21 protein-coding genes are annotated in these 16,815 nt (G+C 58.2%); 16 read left to right on the forward strand and 5 right to left on the reverse strand.

The genetic code is table 11. The annotated features are described in order from the left end of the window. The 8 genes from ACM62Q_RS04425 to ACM62Q_RS04460 all read left to right on the forward strand — a co-directional run bounded on the left by ACM62Q_RS04425 (position 1) and on the right by ACM62Q_RS04460 (position 5,111). Positions 1-324: a YbaB/EbfC family nucleoid-associated protein gene (locus ACM62Q_RS04425; RefSeq protein ID WP_415033972.1), complete on the forward strand. Its 324-nt coding sequence runs from the start codon at positions 1-3 to the stop codon at positions 322-324. A 1-nt stretch (position 325) separates the two neighbouring features. After that, positions 326-928, forward strand: a complete 603-nt coding sequence (recR, locus tag ACM62Q_RS04430) for a recombination mediator RecR (protein WP_415033974.1) — start codon at positions 326-328, stop codon at positions 926-928. Positions 929-1,017: 89 nt separating this feature from the next. Then, on the forward strand, positions 1,018-1,617 hold the full coding sequence (gene petA / locus ACM62Q_RS04435; protein ID WP_415033976.1) for a ubiquinol-cytochrome c reductase iron-sulfur subunit: 600 nt from the start codon (positions 1,018-1,020) through the stop codon (positions 1,615-1,617). A gap of 2 nt (positions 1,618-1,619) precedes the next feature. Then, positions 1,620-2,921 (forward strand): cytochrome b, encoded by a 1,302-nt coding sequence (locus ACM62Q_RS04440; RefSeq protein WP_415033978.1) that lies wholly within the window; start codon positions 1,620-1,622, stop codon positions 2,919-2,921. A 13-nt stretch (positions 2,922-2,934) separates the two neighbouring features. Beyond that, the gene (locus ACM62Q_RS04445; RefSeq protein ID WP_415033980.1) at positions 2,935-3,654 is read left to right on the forward strand and encodes a cytochrome c1; all 720 of its coding nucleotides are present in this window, start codon (positions 2,935-2,937) and stop codon (positions 3,652-3,654) included. 82 nt (positions 3,655-3,736) lie between these two features. Then, entirely contained in the window at positions 3,737-4,333 is a 597-nt protein-coding gene (locus ACM62Q_RS04450) for a glutathione S-transferase N-terminal domain-containing protein (protein WP_415033982.1), read from the forward strand. Between the two features lie 4 nt (positions 4,334-4,337). Then, positions 4,338-4,745: a ClpXP protease specificity-enhancing factor gene (locus ACM62Q_RS04455; protein ID WP_415033984.1), complete on the forward strand. Its 408-nt coding sequence runs from the start codon at positions 4,338-4,340 to the stop codon at positions 4,743-4,745. 3 nt (positions 4,746-4,748) lie between these two features. After that, complete coding sequence (locus ACM62Q_RS04460) at positions 4,749-5,111, forward strand: sirohydrochlorin chelatase (RefSeq protein ID WP_415033986.1); 363 nt, start codon at positions 4,749-4,751, stop codon at positions 5,109-5,111. Between the two features lie 189 nt (positions 5,112-5,300). On the opposite strand, the gene ACM62Q_RS04465 is transcribed toward ACM62Q_RS04460, so the two are convergent. Continuing rightward, positions 5,301-5,603, reverse strand: coding sequence for a DUF3579 domain-containing protein (locus ACM62Q_RS04465; RefSeq protein ID WP_415033988.1), 303 nt, complete (start codon positions 5,601-5,603; stop codon positions 5,301-5,303). A gap of 156 nt (positions 5,604-5,759) precedes the next feature. Between ACM62Q_RS04465 and ACM62Q_RS04470 the strand changes: the two genes are divergently transcribed. Beyond that, positions 5,760-6,470, forward strand: coding sequence for a putative metalloprotease CJM1_0395 family protein (locus ACM62Q_RS04470; RefSeq protein ID WP_415033990.1), 711 nt, complete (start codon positions 5,760-5,762; stop codon positions 6,468-6,470). Between the two features lie 39 nt (positions 6,471-6,509). On the opposite strand, the gene ACM62Q_RS04475 is transcribed toward ACM62Q_RS04470, so the two are convergent. Continuing rightward, entirely contained in the window at positions 6,510-7,322 is an 813-nt protein-coding gene (locus ACM62Q_RS04475) for an inositol monophosphatase family protein (protein ID WP_415033992.1), read from the reverse strand. Between the two features lie 72 nt (positions 7,323-7,394). Here ACM62Q_RS04475 and ACM62Q_RS04480 point away from each other — a divergent pair, with 72 nt between their 5' ends. After that, positions 7,395-8,159 (forward strand): RNA methyltransferase, encoded by a 765-nt coding sequence (locus ACM62Q_RS04480; protein ID WP_415033994.1) that lies wholly within the window; start codon positions 7,395-7,397, stop codon positions 8,157-8,159. A gap of 37 nt (positions 8,160-8,196) precedes the next feature. Here the strand turns inward: ACM62Q_RS04480 and ACM62Q_RS04485 are convergent, their stop codons facing one another. Next, complete coding sequence (locus ACM62Q_RS04485; RefSeq protein ID WP_415033996.1) at positions 8,197-9,144, reverse strand: LysR substrate-binding domain-containing protein; 948 nt, start codon at positions 9,142-9,144, stop codon at positions 8,197-8,199. A gap of 79 nt (positions 9,145-9,223) precedes the next feature. On the opposite strand from ACM62Q_RS04485, the gene ACM62Q_RS04490 reads away from it, so the two are divergent. The 3 genes from ACM62Q_RS04490 to speE all read left to right on the forward strand — a co-directional run bounded on the left by ACM62Q_RS04490 (position 9,224) and on the right by speE (position 11,644). Further along, positions 9,224-10,000: a ferredoxin--NADP reductase gene (locus ACM62Q_RS04490; RefSeq protein ID WP_415033998.1), complete on the forward strand. Its 777-nt coding sequence runs from the start codon at positions 9,224-9,226 to the stop codon at positions 9,998-10,000. 289 nt (positions 10,001-10,289) lie between these two features. Further along, the gene (gene speD, locus ACM62Q_RS04495; RefSeq protein ID WP_415034000.1) at positions 10,290-10,703 is read left to right on the forward strand and encodes an adenosylmethionine decarboxylase; all 414 of its coding nucleotides are present in this window, start codon (positions 10,290-10,292) and stop codon (positions 10,701-10,703) included. Further along, positions 10,703-11,644, forward strand: coding sequence for a polyamine aminopropyltransferase (gene speE / locus ACM62Q_RS04500; RefSeq protein WP_415034002.1), 942 nt, complete (start codon positions 10,703-10,705; stop codon positions 11,642-11,644). The genes speD and speE overlap by 1 nt, the downstream gene beginning before the upstream one ends. Positions 11,645-11,677: 33 nt before the next feature. Here speE and ACM62Q_RS04505 read toward each other — a convergent pair whose 3' ends face one another. Beyond that, complete coding sequence (locus ACM62Q_RS04505) at positions 11,678-12,472, reverse strand: zinc-dependent peptidase (RefSeq protein WP_415034004.1); 795 nt, start codon at positions 12,470-12,472, stop codon at positions 11,678-11,680. Continuing rightward, positions 12,469-13,353 carry a DMT family transporter gene (locus ACM62Q_RS04510; protein ID WP_415034006.1) on the reverse strand — a complete coding sequence of 295 codons (885 nt, stop codon included), beginning with the start codon at positions 13,351-13,353 and terminating at the stop codon, positions 12,469-12,471. The genes ACM62Q_RS04505 and ACM62Q_RS04510 overlap by 4 nt, the downstream gene beginning before the upstream one ends. Before the next feature lie 60 nt (positions 13,354-13,413). On the opposite strand from ACM62Q_RS04510, the gene ACM62Q_RS04515 reads away from it, so the two are divergent. The 3 genes from ACM62Q_RS04515 to ACM62Q_RS04525 all read left to right on the forward strand — a co-directional run bounded on the left by ACM62Q_RS04515 (position 13,414) and on the right by ACM62Q_RS04525 (position 16,814). After that, positions 13,414-15,630 (forward strand): RelA/SpoT family protein, encoded by a 2,217-nt coding sequence (locus tag ACM62Q_RS04515; protein WP_415034008.1) that lies wholly within the window; start codon positions 13,414-13,416, stop codon positions 15,628-15,630. 121 nt (positions 15,631-15,751) lie between these two features. Further along, positions 15,752-16,222, forward strand: coding sequence for a hypothetical protein (locus ACM62Q_RS04520; RefSeq protein WP_415034010.1), 471 nt, complete (start codon positions 15,752-15,754; stop codon positions 16,220-16,222). After that, on the forward strand, positions 16,212-16,814 hold the full coding sequence (locus ACM62Q_RS04525) for an SCO family protein (RefSeq protein ID WP_415034012.1): 603 nt from the start codon (positions 16,212-16,214) through the stop codon (positions 16,812-16,814). The genes ACM62Q_RS04520 and ACM62Q_RS04525 overlap by 11 nt, the downstream gene beginning before the upstream one ends. Position 16,815 lies beyond the last annotated feature (1 nt).

Below are 16,815 nucleotides of genomic sequence, written 5' to 3' on the forward strand. Positions count from 1 at the left end.
ATGATCAAAGGTGGTTTGGGTGGCCTGATGAAGCAGGCGCAGATGATGCAGGAAAACATGAAAAAAGCGCAGGATCAGCTGGCGCAACTGGAGGTCGAAGGGCAATCCGGTGCCGGCATGGTCAAGGTCATCATGACCTGCGCCCACGATGTGCGCCGGGTCAGCATCGATCCTTCCGTGCTCGACGATAAAGAAATGCTCGAAGACTTGGTGGCGGCAGCGGTCAATGATGCCGTGCGCCGGGGCGAGGCGCTCAGTCAGGAAAAAATGGCCGGTTTTACCTCCGGTCTGAATTTGCCGCCGGGTTTCAAGCTGCCCTTCTGACGTGCCGACCAGCAGCATCGTCGAATTGACGGAGGCTTTGCGCTGTTTGCCGGGGGTCGGGCCAAAATCGGCGCAGCGCATGGCCTACCACCTCTTGCAACATGATCGCGAAGGGGCGCAGCGCCTGGAAAAGGCGCTGGGGCGTGCCCTTTGCGTCGTGCATCGATGTCGTCGCTGCAATACCTGGACGGAGCTTGAGCTATGCGAATGTTGCGCCTCGCCGCACCGGGATTCTAGTCTCTTGTGCGTGGTCGAAACCCCCGTCGATCTGAACATGATGGAGCAAACGCACGCTTACAACGGCTTGTATTACGTGCTGATGGGGCGTATTTCCCCGCTCGATGGTCTGGGTGCGCGCCAGCTTGGCTTGGAAGCTTTGCTCTCGCGTGCGCTCGATGGTGTGGTCAAGGAAGTGGTGCTGGCCACCAATTTCACCAATGAAGGCGAAGCGACCGCGCATTATTTGAGTGAAATGCTCAAGGCGCACGCCATCAGCGTGACGCGTATCGCACGCGGTGTGCCGGTGGGCGGCGAGTTGGAGTTCGTCGACAGCGGTACTTTGGCGCAAGCCTTGCGGGAGCGGCGGCGTCTGGTTGAAATATAAGAAAAATTACATCTTCTATCGACGGCGGCCTTGCCTTATAATTCCGCCTTTGTTTTTTTACCCATTCAATTCCTTTAGGGGTCAGCGTTATGAGCAATCAAGGGAAGATGGACTGCGGTCGGCGGCGTTTAGTCGTCGCTACGGCGGCCGTCGGGGGTGTTGGCGCGGTGGGCGCTTTGGTGCCGTTCGTGTCCAGCTTGCTTCCATCTGAGCGTGCCCGGGCAGCCGGTGCACCGGTCGAAGCCGATATTGGCAAGCTGGAAAGCGGTCAGATGATGACCGTCGAATGGCGTGGCAAGCCGGTGTGGATCATCAACCGCACCCAGGCCATGCTGGATACCTTGCCCAAGTTGGATGGGCAAATGGCTGATCCAAAATCGGAAGTCGCCACGCAGCAGCCGACTTACGCGGCCAATGCGACGCGTTCGATCAAGCCCGAAATTCTGGTGGTCGTGGGGATTTGTACCCACCTGGGTTGCTCGCCGTCGAATAAGTTCAAAACGGGTAACGAAGAAGGCATGGGCGGTGATTGGCTGGGCGGTTTTCTCTGCCCCTGCCACGGTTCGACCTTCGACTTTGCCGGCCGCGTCTTCAAGGCCAAGCCGGCACCAACCAATCTTGAAGTCCCGCCGCACGTGTATCTGACCGATACGCGCATCCTGATCGGCGAAGACAAGAAGGGGGCATGATCATGGCGGGTGGAACTTACGAAAAATACAAGTCGGACGGCTCCTTGGGCGGTAACGTTCTGGAGTGGGTGGATGCACGTTTCCCGGCAACCTCCATGTGGAAAGGGCATTTGTCCGAGTATTACGCGCCGAAAAACTTCAATTTCTGGTACTTCTTCGGTTCGCTGGCCCTCCTGGTGCTGGTCATCCAGATCGTCACCGGTATTTTCCTGGTCATGCACTACAAGCCGGACGGCTCGCTCAACGCCGCTGGTGTGCCGGTAGCCTTCGCTTCCGTCGAGTACATCATGCGCGACGTGCCGGGCGGCTGGATCATCCGTTACATGCACTCGACCGGGGCTTCCGCCTTCTTCATCGTCGTTTATCTGCACATGTTCCGTGGTCTGATTTACGGTTCTTACCGCAAACCGCGCGAGCTGACCTGGTTATTCGGTGTGGGTATTTTCCTGGTGCTGATGGGTGAAGCCTTCTTTGGCTACCTCTTGCCTTGGGGCCAGATGTCCTACTGGGGCGCGCAGGTGATCGTCAATCTGTTCGGGGCCATTCCGGTGGTGGGCAATGACCTGTCCATTCTGATCCGGGGTGACTTCGTGGTCGGCGACGCAACGCTGAACCGCTTCTTCTCCTTCCACGTCATTGCCTTCCCGCTGATCCTGATCGGTCTGGTCGCGGCCCATATTCTGGCGCTGCACGAAACCGGTTCGAACAACCCGGACGGTATCGACATCAAGGAAAAGAAGGACGCCAACGGCATCCCGCTCGACGGCATTCCTTTCCACCCCTACTACACGGTCAAGGACATCGTCGGTGTGGTCGTCTTCCTGATGGCTTTCTCGGCAATCATGTTCTTCGCGCCGGAAGGCGGCGGCTACTTCCTGGAGACGCCGAACTTCTACCCGGCCGATCCGCTGAAAACGCCGAATCACATTGCGCCGGTCTGGTATTTCACGCCGTATTACTCGATTCTGCGTGCCATGGTCTGGAACTTCTTCGGTCTCGACGCTAAGTTCTGGGGTGTCGTTGCCATGGGTGCCTCGGTCGTCATCTTTGCCTTCCTGCCCTGGCTGGATCGCAGCCCGGTGCGTTCGATCCGCTATCGCGGCCCGATCACCAAGGTGATGATTGCCCTGTTCGTGATCTGCTTCTTCATTCTGGGTTACCTCGGCACCCTGTCGCCGTCGCCCATGGGTGAACTGGTCTCGCAGGTGTGCACGGTGTTCTACTTTGCCTTCTTCCTCGGTATGCCGTGGTGGTCCCGGATGGACAAGTTCAAACCGGTTCCCGAGCGCGTGACCACGAAGTGAGAGGATGCATAAAATGAAAAAATTTCTGATCGCTCTATTTTTTGCGCCGCTTCTGGCCTTTGCTTCGGGAGGCAATGTGCACCTCGACAAATGGCCGGGCACGGTGTCCGACAAGGCTGCGCTGCAAAACGGTGCCAAGCTGTTCGTGAATTACTGCCTGAATTGTCATGGTGCCTCTTTCATTCGCTACAAGAGCCTGATGGATCTGGGCTTGACTGAAGCGCAAGTGAAAGAAAACCTGATGTTCACCGGCGACAAAATCGGTGATTTGATGATGGTTGCTGCGCGTCACGATGAGCAGAAAAAGTGGTTCGGTGCAATGCCGCCGGATCTGACCATCGTTGCCCGTGCCCGTGGCGAAGCCGGTAATGCCGGTGCCGGTGCGGATTGGCTCTACACTTACCTGCGCACCTTCTACCAGGATGAACAGCGCCCCACAGGCTGGAATAACGTGGCGTTCGAAGCCGTCGGTATGCCGCATGTGCTGTGGGAATTGCAAGGCACCCAGGTGATGGATCCGACCACGCACAAGCTGTCCCTGGCCGTTCCGGGCAAGCTGAGCGCGGCCGAGTACGACAAGGCGGTATCGGATCTGGTCGGCTTCATGGTGTGGATGTCCGAGCCGCAACAGGAATACCGCAAGACGCTGGGTTATATCGTGCTGGCTTTCCTGGCCGTGCTCTTCGTCGTTGCTTATGCGCTGAAGAAGGAATATTGGAAAGATATCCACTAATCCTTTCCTGATCACGCCACGGCATCGCGGCTCCGGGTTTTCCGGGCTGCGGTGCCGAATCTCGTTTTAAGGACAAAAAATCATGATGAATCTTTACTCTGGGACAACCTGCCCATTCAGTCACCGTTGCCGCATCGTTTTGTACGAAAAAGGCATGGATTTTCAGGTTATCGATGTTGATCTGTTCTCCAAAGCCGATGAAATCGCCGCGGTCAATCCGCATGGCCGGGTGCCGGTGCTCGCTGAACGCGATTTGGTTTTGTTTGAACCCAATATCGTCAATGAATATATCGACGAGCGTTTCCCGCACCCGCAGCTGATGCCGGCGGACCCCATCATGCGCGCCCGCGCCCGCCAGTTGCTGGTCGGCATGGAGCGGGAAATTTTTTCGCACATGGAAATTCTTGAAAAGAATGGCAAGGGCGCCGATAAGGCACGCCAGGAAATCAAGGCGCGCCTGACCGAAATCGTGCCGATTTTCAGCAAGCAGAAATACATGTTGGGCGATGAATTCTCCATGCTGGATGTGGCCATTGCGCCACTTTTGTGGCGTCTGGATCACTATGGTATCGATCTGGGCAAGGCTGCCGCCCCTTTGATGAAATACGCCGAACGCATTTTCAGCCGTCCAGGCTTCATCGAAGCGCTGACGCCTTCTGAAAAAGCCATGCGTAAGTAAGCGTATGGAACTGCCTTCGACCAAACCGTATCTGCTGCGGGCGCACTGGGAATGGTGCTGCGATAACGGTTTTACGCCTTATATCGCAGTCAAGGTGGACCAGCGCACGCTGGCCCCGCGTGAGTATGTGCAAGATGGGCAGATCGTGCTCAACATCGGCCCGGATGCGAGTAACCGCTTGCAGATGGGCAATGAGTTCATCGAGTTTCAGGCACGTTTTGCCGGCACGCCGCGTCAGTTATCGATCCCGGTCGATCGCGTGCTGGCGATTTACGCCCGCGAAAACGGAGCCGGCATGTCGTTCGAGGTTGAAGATGGCGCGGCATCGGCAGCGAGTAACGAAAATACCGATCCGGATGAGCCGCCGCCGCGTCCGCCGAGCGGTCGCCCCTATCTGCAAGTCGTCAAATAAGTCGTGCGCGAGGCCCTGATACTTTTTGCGCACGGCGCCCGCGATCCGGCTTGGGCCGCACCGCTACGCCAAGTTGAGGCGCAGGTGCAGGCGATGGCGGAAGATTTGTATGTCGACCTCGCCTTCATGGATTTCATCGCCCCCAAATTGCTCGATAGCGTCCATGCGGCAATCGCTCAAGGGGCGCGGCGCATTCGCATTGCCCCGCTGTTTATCGCCCAGGGCGGCCACTTGCAGTACGATTTGCCGCGCTTGTTCGCTGAGCTGGAGAAAGAGTGGCCCGGCGTTGAATTTGTCCTGGGGCGGGCGATAGGTGAAGACCCTGGGGTGATTGGCGCGATGGCGGCGGCGGCACTGAAGGTTTGAGCGTTTAGTATCGCGCTCAGTATCGCTAAGGTCGGTGTATGAAGCGGCTGGTTAATTCGATTGTCTTGCTGAGCGAGCGTATCGATCTTGCTCGATAACATTTGCAATTTCGTTCGTCTTGATCTTGTCAAAGCTCTCCGAGCAATTCAGGACGAACGGTGAACACAAACCCCGGTCGAGGCGCTTGTTTTAACGCTTGCCGGTAATCGGGCAAACCCCGTCAATGATCTGCAAATCGTTGTCGTGGGCGAAATTGAGCATGAAGCGATAGGCCATGGGTTCAATTTCGCCAAGGCGGCCGTCAACGAAAACGGCCTTGTCGCCGTTGTAGTCGCCGGGGCCGACATAGGGTGAATATTTCATCTTGCGTTCGGCCCCAAACGCCGACATGACGCCACACAGGCGCTCCGCCCAGTCGCTGGGGCGAAATTTGCGGCCTTCTTTGGTGACGCCAATAATGATGAAAGTGGTCGATTCTTGTGGTGTTGTCATTGTTGTGCACTCTGCGCGTTATCGTGATGACGACCTTGTCTCTCGGCGCATTCTAGCAGAAGTGTATGCTGGATACGCGGGCCGGCGTGTTGGCGGATATGGTCTAGAATGCAGTTATCGTCATCGCCGCCCGCTGAGGGCAGATTTTTTCCGGTAATGGACTCGATTTCCTCCGCTTCGATCAACAAATACTGGACGCCGCAAGCTGCAGACGGGTTGGGGCGCGGGCGTTTGTCTGCCGGAGAAAAGGAAGAAAAGGAAGATAAGGCGCAAACCCGGGAGGGTTTGAGTGCTGAGCAGCAGGCGGAAGTCGATAAACTGCAAAAAATCGATCGCGAAGTCCGTCAGCATGAAATGGCGCACATGGCGGCCGGGGCGGGCATGGTGACTTCGGGGGCGAGTTACACCTATACGCGCGGCCCGGACGGCATGAATTACGCGGTGGCGGGTGAGGTCGGCATCGATACTTCGCCGGGACGCACGCCAGAAGAAACCATCGCCCGTGCCGAGCGCATCCAAGCGGCCGCTCTGGCCCCCGCCGATCCTTCGCCGCAGGATCGCAGCGTTGCCGCGCAAGCGTCGCAAATGGCCGCCCAGGCGCGTCAGGAAATTGCCGTGCGCGAAAAAGAAGGGGGCGAGCAAGATGCCCCGGGAGATGTTGAAGATCTTGGCGGAAAGCCGGTGGAGGCAAGGGCAGGGCAGGTAGCGGCAGGGCAGGTAGCGGCAGGGCAGGGGGCTGATGAGCCGGCAGGGCAAAAAACAGGAAATGCCGCAGCGATCCGTGCTTACCGGGCGCAGGCCGGCAGTGGCATAGAAAACACTGCGGCGTTCGCGCCGGGAAATTCTTCGTACAGCATTTACGCTTAGTGGGTCAGCGCCGGCGAGCGCCGTGTTTTTGCGCTTTCTTTATCCCGCCAGATTGGCCGGCAATTTTTCTTCGATCAGCTTGAGCAAAGGCAAAAAGATTTTTGGCGTACCGGCGATGACATTGCCGGTTTCCAGGTAATTCGCTTCGCCGCGCAAATCGCTGATCAAGCCGCCGGCCTCGGAAATGAGCAGGGCACCGGCCGCCATGTCCCAGGGGGCCAGGCCGAATTCCCAGAAGCCGTCGTAACGGCCGCAGGCCACATAGGCGAGATCGAGGGATGCGGCACCGGGGCGGCGCTGGCCGGCGGTTTTTTGGGCCAGTTCCTTGAAAATGGAAAGGTACAAATCGACCTTGTCGAATTCGCGGTAAGGAAAGCCCGTGCCGATCAAGGCTTCGCCCAGACGGGTGCGGCGCGAAACGCGGATACGCCGGTCGTTGAGAAAGGCACCGCCGCCCTTGCTGGCGGTGAATAACTCGTTGCGATTGGGGTCGAAAATCACCGCATGTTCGATGGTTTTGCCACGCATCAGGGCGATCGAAACGGCATATTGCGGCAGGCCGTGGATGAAATTGGTCGTGCCGTCGAGCGGATCGATTACCCATTGGTATTCGCCATCGCTGCCATCGCGCGCCGGGGAAGCCCCGGATTCCTCTGCTAGAATGCCGTAGGCCGGATAGGCTTCGCTCAGCACCTCGATAATGGCCGCCTCGGCAGCTTTATCGACTTCGGTCACGAAATCGTTGGGCTGCTTACTGCTGACCTTCAGTGTGTCGATGTCGTTGGAGGCGCGATTGATGATCTGCCCGGCACGGCGCGCGGCCTTGACGGCAATATTGATGATGGGATGCATGGCAATTTGGCAAAGAACGATCGCTCGCCGGCGGCGAGGGATACAAATTTTGGAAAGCGCGAATTTTACACCATGAAGCCTGATGCGCTGTTATCCCGTATCCGGGTGGTGCTCTGTCGTCCCAGCCACCCCGGCAATATCGGCGCGGCGGCGCGGGCGATGAAAACCATGGGCCTGCACGATTTATGCCTGGTTAGGCCGCAGCGTTTCCCTGATTCAGAAGCATCGACGCGGGCGACCGGTGCGGTGGATGTGCTGGAAAAAGCGCTCGTGGTGGATAGTTTGGCGCAAGCCTTGGAGGCCTGTGTGTTTTCGCTCGCCTTGAGTGCGCGCCAGCGCGATCTGGGGCCGCGCCTTGGAACGCCGCGCACGGGGGTTGAAGCGCTATTGCGTTACGCGACGCACGGTCCGGTGGCCTTGGTGTTTGGTAATGAAAGCAGTGGTCTGGCCAATGAGGAAATCATGCAGTGTCAGGCGACGGTGACGATTCCGACGAATCCGCAATTCAGTTCCTTGAATCTGGGTGCTGCGGTGCAACTGTTGTGTTACGAGTGCCGCATGAGTGCTTTTGCCGGGGCTGCGCCTTTGCCCGCTGCCGGGGTGACGCCCCTGGATGGTGTGCCGGCCACGCACGCAGAAATCGAAGGTTTATATAGCCATTTAACGCAAATCATGCAGGACACCGGGTTTTACAACCCGCAGCAGCCTGGGCGCTTGTTGGCGAAATTGCGCCGTTTGTTTGGTCGTGCCGCGCTGGAACGTGAAGAAATCAATATCTTGCGCGGTATTTTGAGTGCCACGCAGCAGCCCACCCGACACGGACGGCAGGCGGATTGATTCGGGTCTGCGCTTCGTTTTCCTGGCGCAAAAAACCTCAGGGAATGTAAGGCAGCTGAATTTGCGCCGTGTGGGCGGTGTTTTCTGTCATTTCTCGGCACAGGATGCGAAACAGGCGGCTGGCGTTACTGTCGCGGCGGCTGGCATGACAGGCAAAATAAAACTGTCGGCTGAAATCAAACTGTGGTGTGGGAATTTCTTGCAGGCTGCCGCGCCGGAAAGCCTCACGCAAAGCCAGCCGTGACAGGCAGCCGATGCCCAGGCCGGATTCCACGGCGCGTTTGATGGCTTCGGTATGTTCCAGCTCCAGCCCGGCCCGCACGGCGTGCAGTTGTCCGCGTATGCCTTGTTCGAAACGGGTGCGCGTGCCGGAGCCGGCTTCGCGCAGAATCCAGAACTGGCGTGCCAGCGTGGCGTTATCGACTGCCGTTGCCGTGGCCAGTGGGTGCTGCGGTGCGCAGAAAATGACCAATTCGTCGGCCAGCCAAGGCTCCAATAAAAGCTCGGAATGACTGAATTCACCTTCGAGAAGGGCAAAATCGCACTGAAAACGCAGCAGGCGCTCGGCAATCGCTGCCGTATTGGCCACTTGCAGGCGCACCGGCGAATCCGGGTAGCGGCGCATGTATTCGACCACGATCAGGGTGGCGAGGTAGTTGCCGATGGTGAGTGTTGCACCAATGGCCAAGGGGCCGGGGCCACCGCCGGAGAGATAGGTTTCGATGTCGCCGGCTTGAATGAGCAGGGCTTCGGCTTTGTCGAGCAGGCCGCGCCCGGTGGAATTCAAGTGGAGCGATTTGCCGATGCGGTCGAACAAAGGGCGTTCAAACATGCGCTCCAGCTCAACCAAGGCGCTGCTTGCGGCAGATTGCGATAGTTTCAACTGCTGCGCGGCGCGCGAAACATTTTCCGCGCGGGCGATGGCGACGAAAATTTCAAGCTGGCGCAAGGAGTATTTCATATCGACAAAATCTATAAGTTTCATCGATATTAACCGTTTTCTTGATAAAGCGTTTTGCTTTATCCTTGCGCCCTTTCGTATTTCATCCTGAGCCAACCGTACTATGAGCGCCTTTATCAGTGAAACTGTCACCTCCGTTCATCACTGGAATGACAGCCTGTTTTCCTTCCGCACGACACGCGATCCAGCCCTGCGCTTCATCAACGGGCAGTTCGTGATGATCGGCATCAGTGTTGAAGGTAAACCCTTGATGCGCGCGTACAGCGTGGCCAGCCCAAATTACGAAGAGCATCTGGAGTTTTTCAGCATCAAGGTGCAAGACGGTCCGCTGACTTCGCGCCTGCAACATTTGCAGCCGGGCGATGAGTTGCTGGTCAGCCGCAAACCGACCGGGACCCTGGTTTTGCGCGATCTGAAGCCGGGCAAGCGGCTTTTTCTTTTCGCCACCGGCACCGGCCTGGCCCCCTTCATGAGCTTGATTCACGACCCGGAGATGTACGAGCAGTACGAAAAAATCATCCTCATTCACGGCGTGCGCTGGGTGAGCGAACTCGCGTATCGTGACTACATCGAAAATGAACTGCCGAATAACGAATTTCTCGGCGAAGAAGTGCGCGCCAAGCTGATTTATTACCCAACGGTGACGCGTGAGCCTTTCCGTAACCAGGGCCGGCAGACCGAACTCATCACCACGGGCAAATTGTTTGCTGATATTGGCGAGCCGCCGCTCGACCCGGCGACCGATCGCGGCATGATCTGCGGCAGCCCGCATATGCTGAAAGACATCTCCGAGATGCTCAACGGCTACGGTTTCGAGATTTCCCCGCACATTGGCGTACAGGGCGATTACGTGATCGAGCGCGCTTTCGTCGAGCAGTAAGCCGCAGCTTGGTTTTTCCCCGTTTTTGATCCCGGCGCGCGGCTAAGGTTATAATCGCGCGCTTGAAAAATCGCCCGGCCGGCCGGGTAGATTGCTGTTCTATGTGACCCTGGCGTGTTGAAGAGTGCGCAAAGCGCGCGGACAAGGGAAGCGAGGGCGCGGCAAAGGCCGGCGCATGTTTCTCCTTGTCACTCTTTGGCATGCGCTGCTCTGTGCGGCGCTGGCCCAGGTAGCGGCTTGAGCAGGATTTGCAGGCCGCGTTGGATCAACACCAGGGAGAGACTAGCGCATGAATACCCCCGCGATTTCCGCTGCTGTCACCAGCACCGCCAAAATTACCCGTAGCGCGACCGGCCTACATTTGATTGGTGATTTGTACGCCTGTCGTTGCGAGCAACACTTGATGCTGGACGCGCGCGCGCTCGAAGATTTCTGCAAGCGCAGCGTCGCAGACGCAGGTTTGAGCACGGTGGGCAGTCTCTTTCACAGTTTTGGCGAAGGCGATGGCGTGACCGGCGTGGTTGTTTTGGCGGAATCGCATTTGTCCATCCACACCTGGCCGGAGGCGGGTTACGTGACGCTGGATGTGTATGTGTGCAATTACTCGACCAATAACCGCCCGAAAGCGGAGAAACTGTTCGACACCATTTTGGCCGCCTTCAATCCGGCCGATCCGCATTTGCATCGCGTCGAGCGTGCCTGATGGCTGCGCCGCGTTATGCCCTGGAACAGCTGACAACGGATTTCGGCTTTTACCTGCGCGATGTGCAGACGTTGGCCCAGGTCGATTCGCCCTGGCAGCACCTCGAGATTTTTGAAAACCCCCTGTTTGGCCGGGTGATGCGTATCGACGGCTGTTTCATGACCTCCGAGCGCGACGAGTTTTTTTATCATGAGCCGATGGTGCATTTGCCTGCCGTCAGCCACGGAAATGTGCGCTCGGCCTTGATCGTCGGCGGCGGCGACGGTGGGGCGGCAGAAGAATTGTTGAAATACCCCAGTGTGCAGCGCGTGGTGTTGGCTGAACTGGATGGGGCGGTCATCGAAACCGCACGCCGCTGGTTGCCGGAAATTCACCGTGGCGCCTTCGATGATCCGCGCCTGGAGATTCGTTTGGGGGATGCGCGCGCCTTGATCGAAGCGGGAGAGTCGCGTTTTGACCAGATCATTCTTGATCTGACCGATCCCTTCGGTCCGGCGACAGAGTTATATACCGTCGAGTTTTATGCCGCTTGCCGCCGTATTTTGCATCCGGGGGGCGTGCTCTCCCTGCATCTGGGCTCGCCCATCCATCGTGCCGACACCATGGCGTGCATCCATGCTTCGCTTGCGGCAAACTTCAATGTGGTGCGCCCCTATCTGCAGTATGTGCCGCTTTACGGCACCCTGTGGTGCATGGCCAGTGCCTCCGACACGCTGGATCCGCTAGCTTTGTCGGCGGCTGAAATCGATGCCCGTTTGCACGCTTTCGCCTTGTCCGACCTCAAGCTCTACAACGGCGCAACGCACCAGGCCTTGCTCGCGCAGCCCAATTTCGTGCGTGAGATTTTCCGCGCCGAGGCTGCGCCGATTCACCGCGGCGAGGAATTGCAGGATGTGTGCGATCCGGCGCAGCAGCAGGCTTTGCACCTTCACCACGAGTGATGGACGAGAGCGATTTGCAGCGCTGACGGTGATTTATACAGCAAATTTTGTTGGGCCAGGTGCATTGCCCTGGCCGCGCCGTGTCAGCGGGTCTTGTCGGTAATAGCGGGCGAGCAGGCGGTAAAGTGCCGGGTAGCTGGCGTGTAATTGATGCGGCGCACCAAAAAATACTTCGGTGCTGACGGCAAAAAACTCTTCCGGCGCTTCGCTTGCGTAAGGGTCCATCCAAGTGTCTTCGCCGGCATCGACACGCCGACAAAAATCTTCGTAGGCGGGCGTGAAATCGCGCCACCAATCCTTTGCCCGCCAGTCTGCGGGCAGTGCCGGAAGGCCGTCGGCGGCACCATTGAGCATGTCGAGTTTGTGGGCGAATTCGTGAATCACCACGTTGTAGTCGGCACTGGCCATTTTGGCGTCGCGCCAGGAAATGAGGAGTGGCCCACCTTCCCAGGCTTCGCCGGAGAGCAGGTCGTCGTATTCGTGCACGATGCCATCCTCGTCCATGTCGCTGCGCTTGACGATGAATTCGTCCGGGTACACCACGATGCCCACCCAGTCGCGATAGGCCGTTAAACCCAGCTCTAGAATAGGCAGACAGGCCTGGGCGGCAATGGCAACGCAAATTTTGTCGTTCAGTTGCAAGTGCCCGGCGCCAGAGAATTCTTTTTCGGCGAGAAAAGCCTCGCACAAAGTTTTCAGGCGCGATTTTTCCTCGTCATCGAGAGCGCCAAGAAAAGGATAGCGCCCCAAGGTGTCGCGCCACAGTTTTTCTGGAATGGGCTGCGGGCGTTTGCCCAGCCAGTGGGCGAGGGCCGTGAAGAGGCTCATTGGCGCGTACTTAGTCCAATGCCAAGGAAAATCAAGCCGATGCCGACATAGTGGTAAAGCGCGGCTTGCTCGCCAAGAAAGAGGGCAGAGAGCAGGGTGCCGAAAACTGGCATCAGATGAATGAACAAGCTTGCCCGGCTGGCACCGACTTCGGCCACCCCCCGGTTATAAAAAATATAGCCGATGAAGCTGGGAAAAATTCCGACGTAAGCGAGCGAAGCAAGTGAAGCGGCGTGCAGCTGGATATGCCGGCCCTGTGTCATTTCCCACACATACGCCGGGAGCAGGGCAGCCAGGCCGATGAGGGTGAAGGCGGCAAGGAGCAGCATGGGGTCGATACCGGCCGGCCGCCAGGCGAGGCCAACGGTGTACAGCGCCCAGACGAGCACGGCGAGCAACATCCACAAATCACCCTGATTCAGCGAGAGCTTGAGGAGCGTGTTCCATTCTCCGTGCGCCACGATGGTCAGCGCCCCGGCCAGGGAGACCGCCACGCCCAGGCTCGCCAGAGGCGAGAGACGTTTGCCGAGAAAACCCCAGCTAATCGCCATGGTGGCGATGGGGATGAAAGAGTTGAGCAGTACGGCATTGGTTGCCGTGGTGGTTTGCAAGGCGAGATAGGCGAAGGTGTTGTAGCCGCCAACGCCGAGCAGGCCGAGAATCAGCACCGGTTTCCAGGCGCGGCGCAAAAGCGGCCATTGTGCGCGCAGATGCGGCAGGGCCAGCGGCAGAACCAGAACGAAGGCGATCAACCAGCGCCAGAAGGCCAGCGCCAGCGGTGGTACATCGGCACGGATGCCGCGCCCAAGCACCATGTTGCCGGACCAAAAGAGCGCGGTCAGGGTGAGCAGCAGATAGGGGTTTTTCAGGAACTGAGGCATTGTTGCCGCATTATGCCCGAGGCCGGGTAGACCAAGACGCCTTGCCGGTATAATTACGCCATGGTTTCCGTCGTTCATTCCGTCGCCGCGCAAAGCGATTTCGAGCAGTTTTTCACCGTGCTTTCGGCCGGGCTGACTGCCGCTGAAAGCGAGCGCCTGCATGCTGCCGTCACCTATGCTTGGGAAGTCTATGGCGAGCGTTTGCTGGGGAGTGGCGAACGCATCTGGTCGCATGCGCTGGGCATGGCGGTGATCATCGCTGGGCTGGAGCTCGATGTCGAATCACGCATCGCCGCGCTGCTTTTTGCCGCCCCGGCGCAGGATGAACAGGCGCTTTCCCACATCGAAACCCGTTTCGGCAAGCCGGCGGCGCATCTGGTGCAAGGCGTTTATCGCTTGAATCGCTTACGCCCGATCAGCAAAGGTTTTGTTGCGGTTGATCTGGAAGCCGGGGAAAACAACCCGGTAGAAATGCGGGCGCAGGTGGAAGTTTTGCGCAAAATGCTGCTCGCCATGGTGGAAGACATCCGCGTCGTGCTCTTACGCCTGGCCAGCCGCACGCAGACCTTGCGTTTTTATGCCGCCAATCCGGATGATCTGCGCACTCAGGTGGCACGCGAAACGCTGGAACTTTACTCGCCGCTGGCCAACCGCTTGGGTGTCTGGGAGTTGAAATGGGAGCTGGAGGATTTGTCTTTCCGCTTCATTCATCCGGAAATTTATCGCTCGATTGCCAAGCAACTCGATGAAAAACGCAGCGAGCGCGAGGAATTCATCGCCAATGCGGTTTTGCGCGTGCGCGAGGAATTGGCCGCTTCGGGTATTTACAAGGCAGAAATTTACGGCCGCCCCAAGCATATTTACAGTATCTGGAACAAGATGCGCAAAAAGGGCGTCGAGTTTTCCGAAGTTTATGACGTGCGCGCCCTGCGCATCGTGCTTGAGGATGTGAAGGAGTGTTACACCGCCTTGGGCATCGTGCACAATTTGTGGACGCCGATTCCCAAGGAATTCGACGATTACATCTCCAATCCCAAAGGCAATAACTACCGCTCGCTGCATACCGCGGTGCGTTGCCCGGATGGGCGCAGCCTGGAAATCCAGATCCGCACGCACGAAATGCATGGTCATGCCGAATTGGGCGTGGCGGCACACTGGCGCTACAAAGAAGGTGCCAAAGCGCCGGGGGCAGATGCCTACGACGAAAAAATCGCCTGGCTGCGTCAACTACTGACCTGGAAAAACGAAGTCGCCAGCTCCGACTGGGTGACGCATTACAAACAAGCGGCGCTCGACGAAACGATTTATGTGATGACGCCACAGGGGCGGGTGGTCGATCTGCCCTCCGGTTCGACGCCGGTGGATTTTGCTTACCGGGTGCACACCGATCTTGGCCACCGCTGCCGGGGGGCCAAGGTCGATGCTCAGTTGGTACCACTCAATACGCCGCTGGAAACCGGGCAGCAGGTGGAAATCGTCACCGTCAAGCTGGGCGGCCCGTCGCGCGACTGGCTCAACCCCACACTGGGCTACATCCACACCAAGAGCGCCCGTACCAAGGTGCGCAACTGGTTTGCCCATCAGGCGCTGGAAGAAACCTTGAGCGAAGGGCGCGCGCTCATTGCCAAGGAATTGCAGCGTGCGGGCCAAACCAGCGCCAATATCGAGGATTTGGCGCGCAAGATGGATTTTGCCAAGGCCGATGATCTCTATATTGCGGCGGCGCGCGGTGAACTCGGTCAGCGCCAGCTACAACTGGCCTTGCGCGGTGACCATTCCCTGGAAAATCTGGTGCCGGACACCGTCATCACCCGGCCGCGCAAGGCGGTCGATGGTAATCAGGGGATTTTGATCGTCGGCATCGATAATTTGCTGACGCAGCTTGCCCGCTGCTGCAAACCGGCACCGCCGGACGAAATTCTCGGCTTCATCACGCGCGGCAAGGGCGTGTCCATCCACCGGGCCGATTGCTCCAACTTTGCCAATCTCGCCGCCCTGCACCCGGAGCGGGTGATCGAAACCGACTGGGGCGAAGAAACCAGCGGCGTTTTTGCCTGCGACATCGTGGTCGATGCGCACGATCGACAAGGCTTGCTGCGCGATATTTCAGAAATTTTCACGCGTGAAAAACTCAACGTCATTGGCGTCAATACGCAATCGCGCCAGGGCGAAGCGCATATGAGTTTTACCGTTGAAATCAGCAACTTGCGCCAATTGCAGCGGACTCTGGGTTTGATCCACGAGGTGCAAGGCGTGGTCGGCGTGCGCCGCGCTTAAAGGCGGTGCGCCTGCGGCTGCGACAATTTGTCGCAAGCTTGGGGCGTGCTCCCGTGCCACAATCGGGCATGAGAACAGAAGCGGTGCCGGTGTTTTTGCAGGCCCTTTCAGAGAGAAATCAGTGAATAGAAAAATTCTGCTCGACATCGTCGGCGTGTTGCTGATCGTGCTGGTGGTTTTGGTGGGCTACAAACTTTCCCCCATTTTGTTGCCCAAAGCGGACCTTACGGTAGAGCCCGATGCCAGCTGCGACTTGCAAAAAACAGCCTGCCAGGTCGACGTACCGGAGTACGGTAGGCTGACATTTTCTGTGGGTACGCAGCCGATACCGCTGGTCAAACCCTTTGCCGTAAAAATTGAAATGCCTGGCGCAGAACAGGTGGAAATCGACTTTTCCGGCGTCGATATGGACATGGGGTACAACCGTCCGCTTCTGCAAAAAACAGGTGACGGCGTTTTTTCCGGCGAAGCAACCCTGCCGGTATGCATCACCGGGCGCATGACCTGGCAAGCGACGGTGCTGGTCGAAACCAGTAAAAAACGTATTGCCCTGCCTTTTCGTTTCGTAACGGGTGAGTCACTTGCTGAATGAGCGCCGCTTAGTCATTGTGGCCGTGGCGATCGCCTTGCTCATCGCCGCCTTGGCCGTTTTCTGGCATCCGCAAAAGTCGCCCCCGATCCGTCCGGCGGCCTTGCCGGCCGGCGGGGATTTCACCTTGCAATCCGCCGACGGCCCGCGCGCCTTGTCGAGCTTTGCCGGGCGCTCGGTGCTGCTTTATTTTGGCTACACTTTTTGCCCGGATATTTGTCCGACCACCCTGATCACCCTCTCTGAAAGCCTCGCCAAGCTGACGCCACAGGAGCGGGAAAAGCTTGCTGTGTTGTTCGTGTCGGTCGACCCTGAGCGCGATACGCCCGAGCATCTGAAAGCCTATCTCGCCTTTTTTGATGCGGGTGCCATAGGGCTGACCGGTACGGCGCAGGAAGTGGCTGAAATTGCCAAGCGTTATGGCGTGTTTTACAGCAAACAACCTGTGGAGGCCTCTTCCGGTGCCTACAGCATGGATCATTCCGCCGAAACCTTCCTGGTTAACCCCGATGGCCGGGTGCGCGCCCGCATCGCCCACGGCACACCGCCGGACGAGGTGGTGGCCATTTTTCGTCAGTATTTAAACCCGCAATAAG

Source organism: Azonexus sp., from assembly GCF_047638095.1.
Taxonomy (GTDB): Bacteria; Pseudomonadota; Gammaproteobacteria; order Burkholderiales; family Rhodocyclaceae; genus Azonexus.

Coding starts and splice junctions, on each gene's coding strand:
- speD (WP_415034000.1), top strand. CDS start 10,290: ATGAATACCCCCGCGATTTCCGCTGCTGTCACCAGCACCGCCAAAATT.
- ACM62Q_RS04425 (WP_415033972.1), top strand. CDS start 1: ATGATCAAAGGTGGTTTGGGTGGCCTGATGAAGCAGGCGCAGATGATG.
- ACM62Q_RS04440 (WP_415033978.1), top strand. CDS start 1,620: ATGGCGGGTGGAACTTACGAAAAATACAAGTCGGACGGCTCCTTGGGC.
- ACM62Q_RS04445 (WP_415033980.1), top strand. CDS start 2,935: ATGAAAAAATTTCTGATCGCTCTATTTTTTGCGCCGCTTCTGGCCTTT.
- ACM62Q_RS04470 (WP_415033990.1), top strand. CDS start 5,760: ATGGACTCGATTTCCTCCGCTTCGATCAACAAATACTGGACGCCGCAA.
- speE (WP_415034002.1), top strand. CDS start 10,703: ATGGCTGCGCCGCGTTATGCCCTGGAACAGCTGACAACGGATTTCGGC.
- ACM62Q_RS04480 (WP_415033994.1), top strand. CDS start 7,395: ATGAAGCCTGATGCGCTGTTATCCCGTATCCGGGTGGTGCTCTGTCGT.
- ACM62Q_RS04505 (WP_415034004.1), bottom strand. CDS start 12,472: ATGAGCCTCTTCACGGCCCTCGCCCACTGGCTGGGCAAACGCCCGCAG.
- ACM62Q_RS04515 (WP_415034008.1), top strand. CDS start 13,414: ATGGTTTCCGTCGTTCATTCCGTCGCCGCGCAAAGCGATTTCGAGCAG.
- ACM62Q_RS04455 (WP_415033984.1), top strand. CDS start 4,338: ATGGAACTGCCTTCGACCAAACCGTATCTGCTGCGGGCGCACTGGGAA.
- ACM62Q_RS04465 (WP_415033988.1), bottom strand. CDS start 5,603: ATGACAACACCACAAGAATCGACCACTTTCATCATTATTGGCGTCACC.
- petA (WP_415033976.1), top strand. CDS start 1,018: ATGAGCAATCAAGGGAAGATGGACTGCGGTCGGCGGCGTTTAGTCGTC.
- ACM62Q_RS04475 (WP_415033992.1), bottom strand. CDS start 7,322: ATGCATCCCATCATCAATATTGCCGTCAAGGCCGCGCGCCGTGCCGGG.
- ACM62Q_RS04490 (WP_415033998.1), top strand. CDS start 9,224: ATGAGCGCCTTTATCAGTGAAACTGTCACCTCCGTTCATCACTGGAAT.
- ACM62Q_RS04450 (WP_415033982.1), top strand. CDS start 3,737: ATGATGAATCTTTACTCTGGGACAACCTGCCCATTCAGTCACCGTTGC.
- ACM62Q_RS04510 (WP_415034006.1), bottom strand. CDS start 13,353: ATGCCTCAGTTCCTGAAAAACCCCTATCTGCTGCTCACCCTGACCGCG.
- ACM62Q_RS04485 (WP_415033996.1), bottom strand. CDS start 9,144: ATGAAACTTATAGATTTTGTCGATATGAAATACTCCTTGCGCCAGCTT.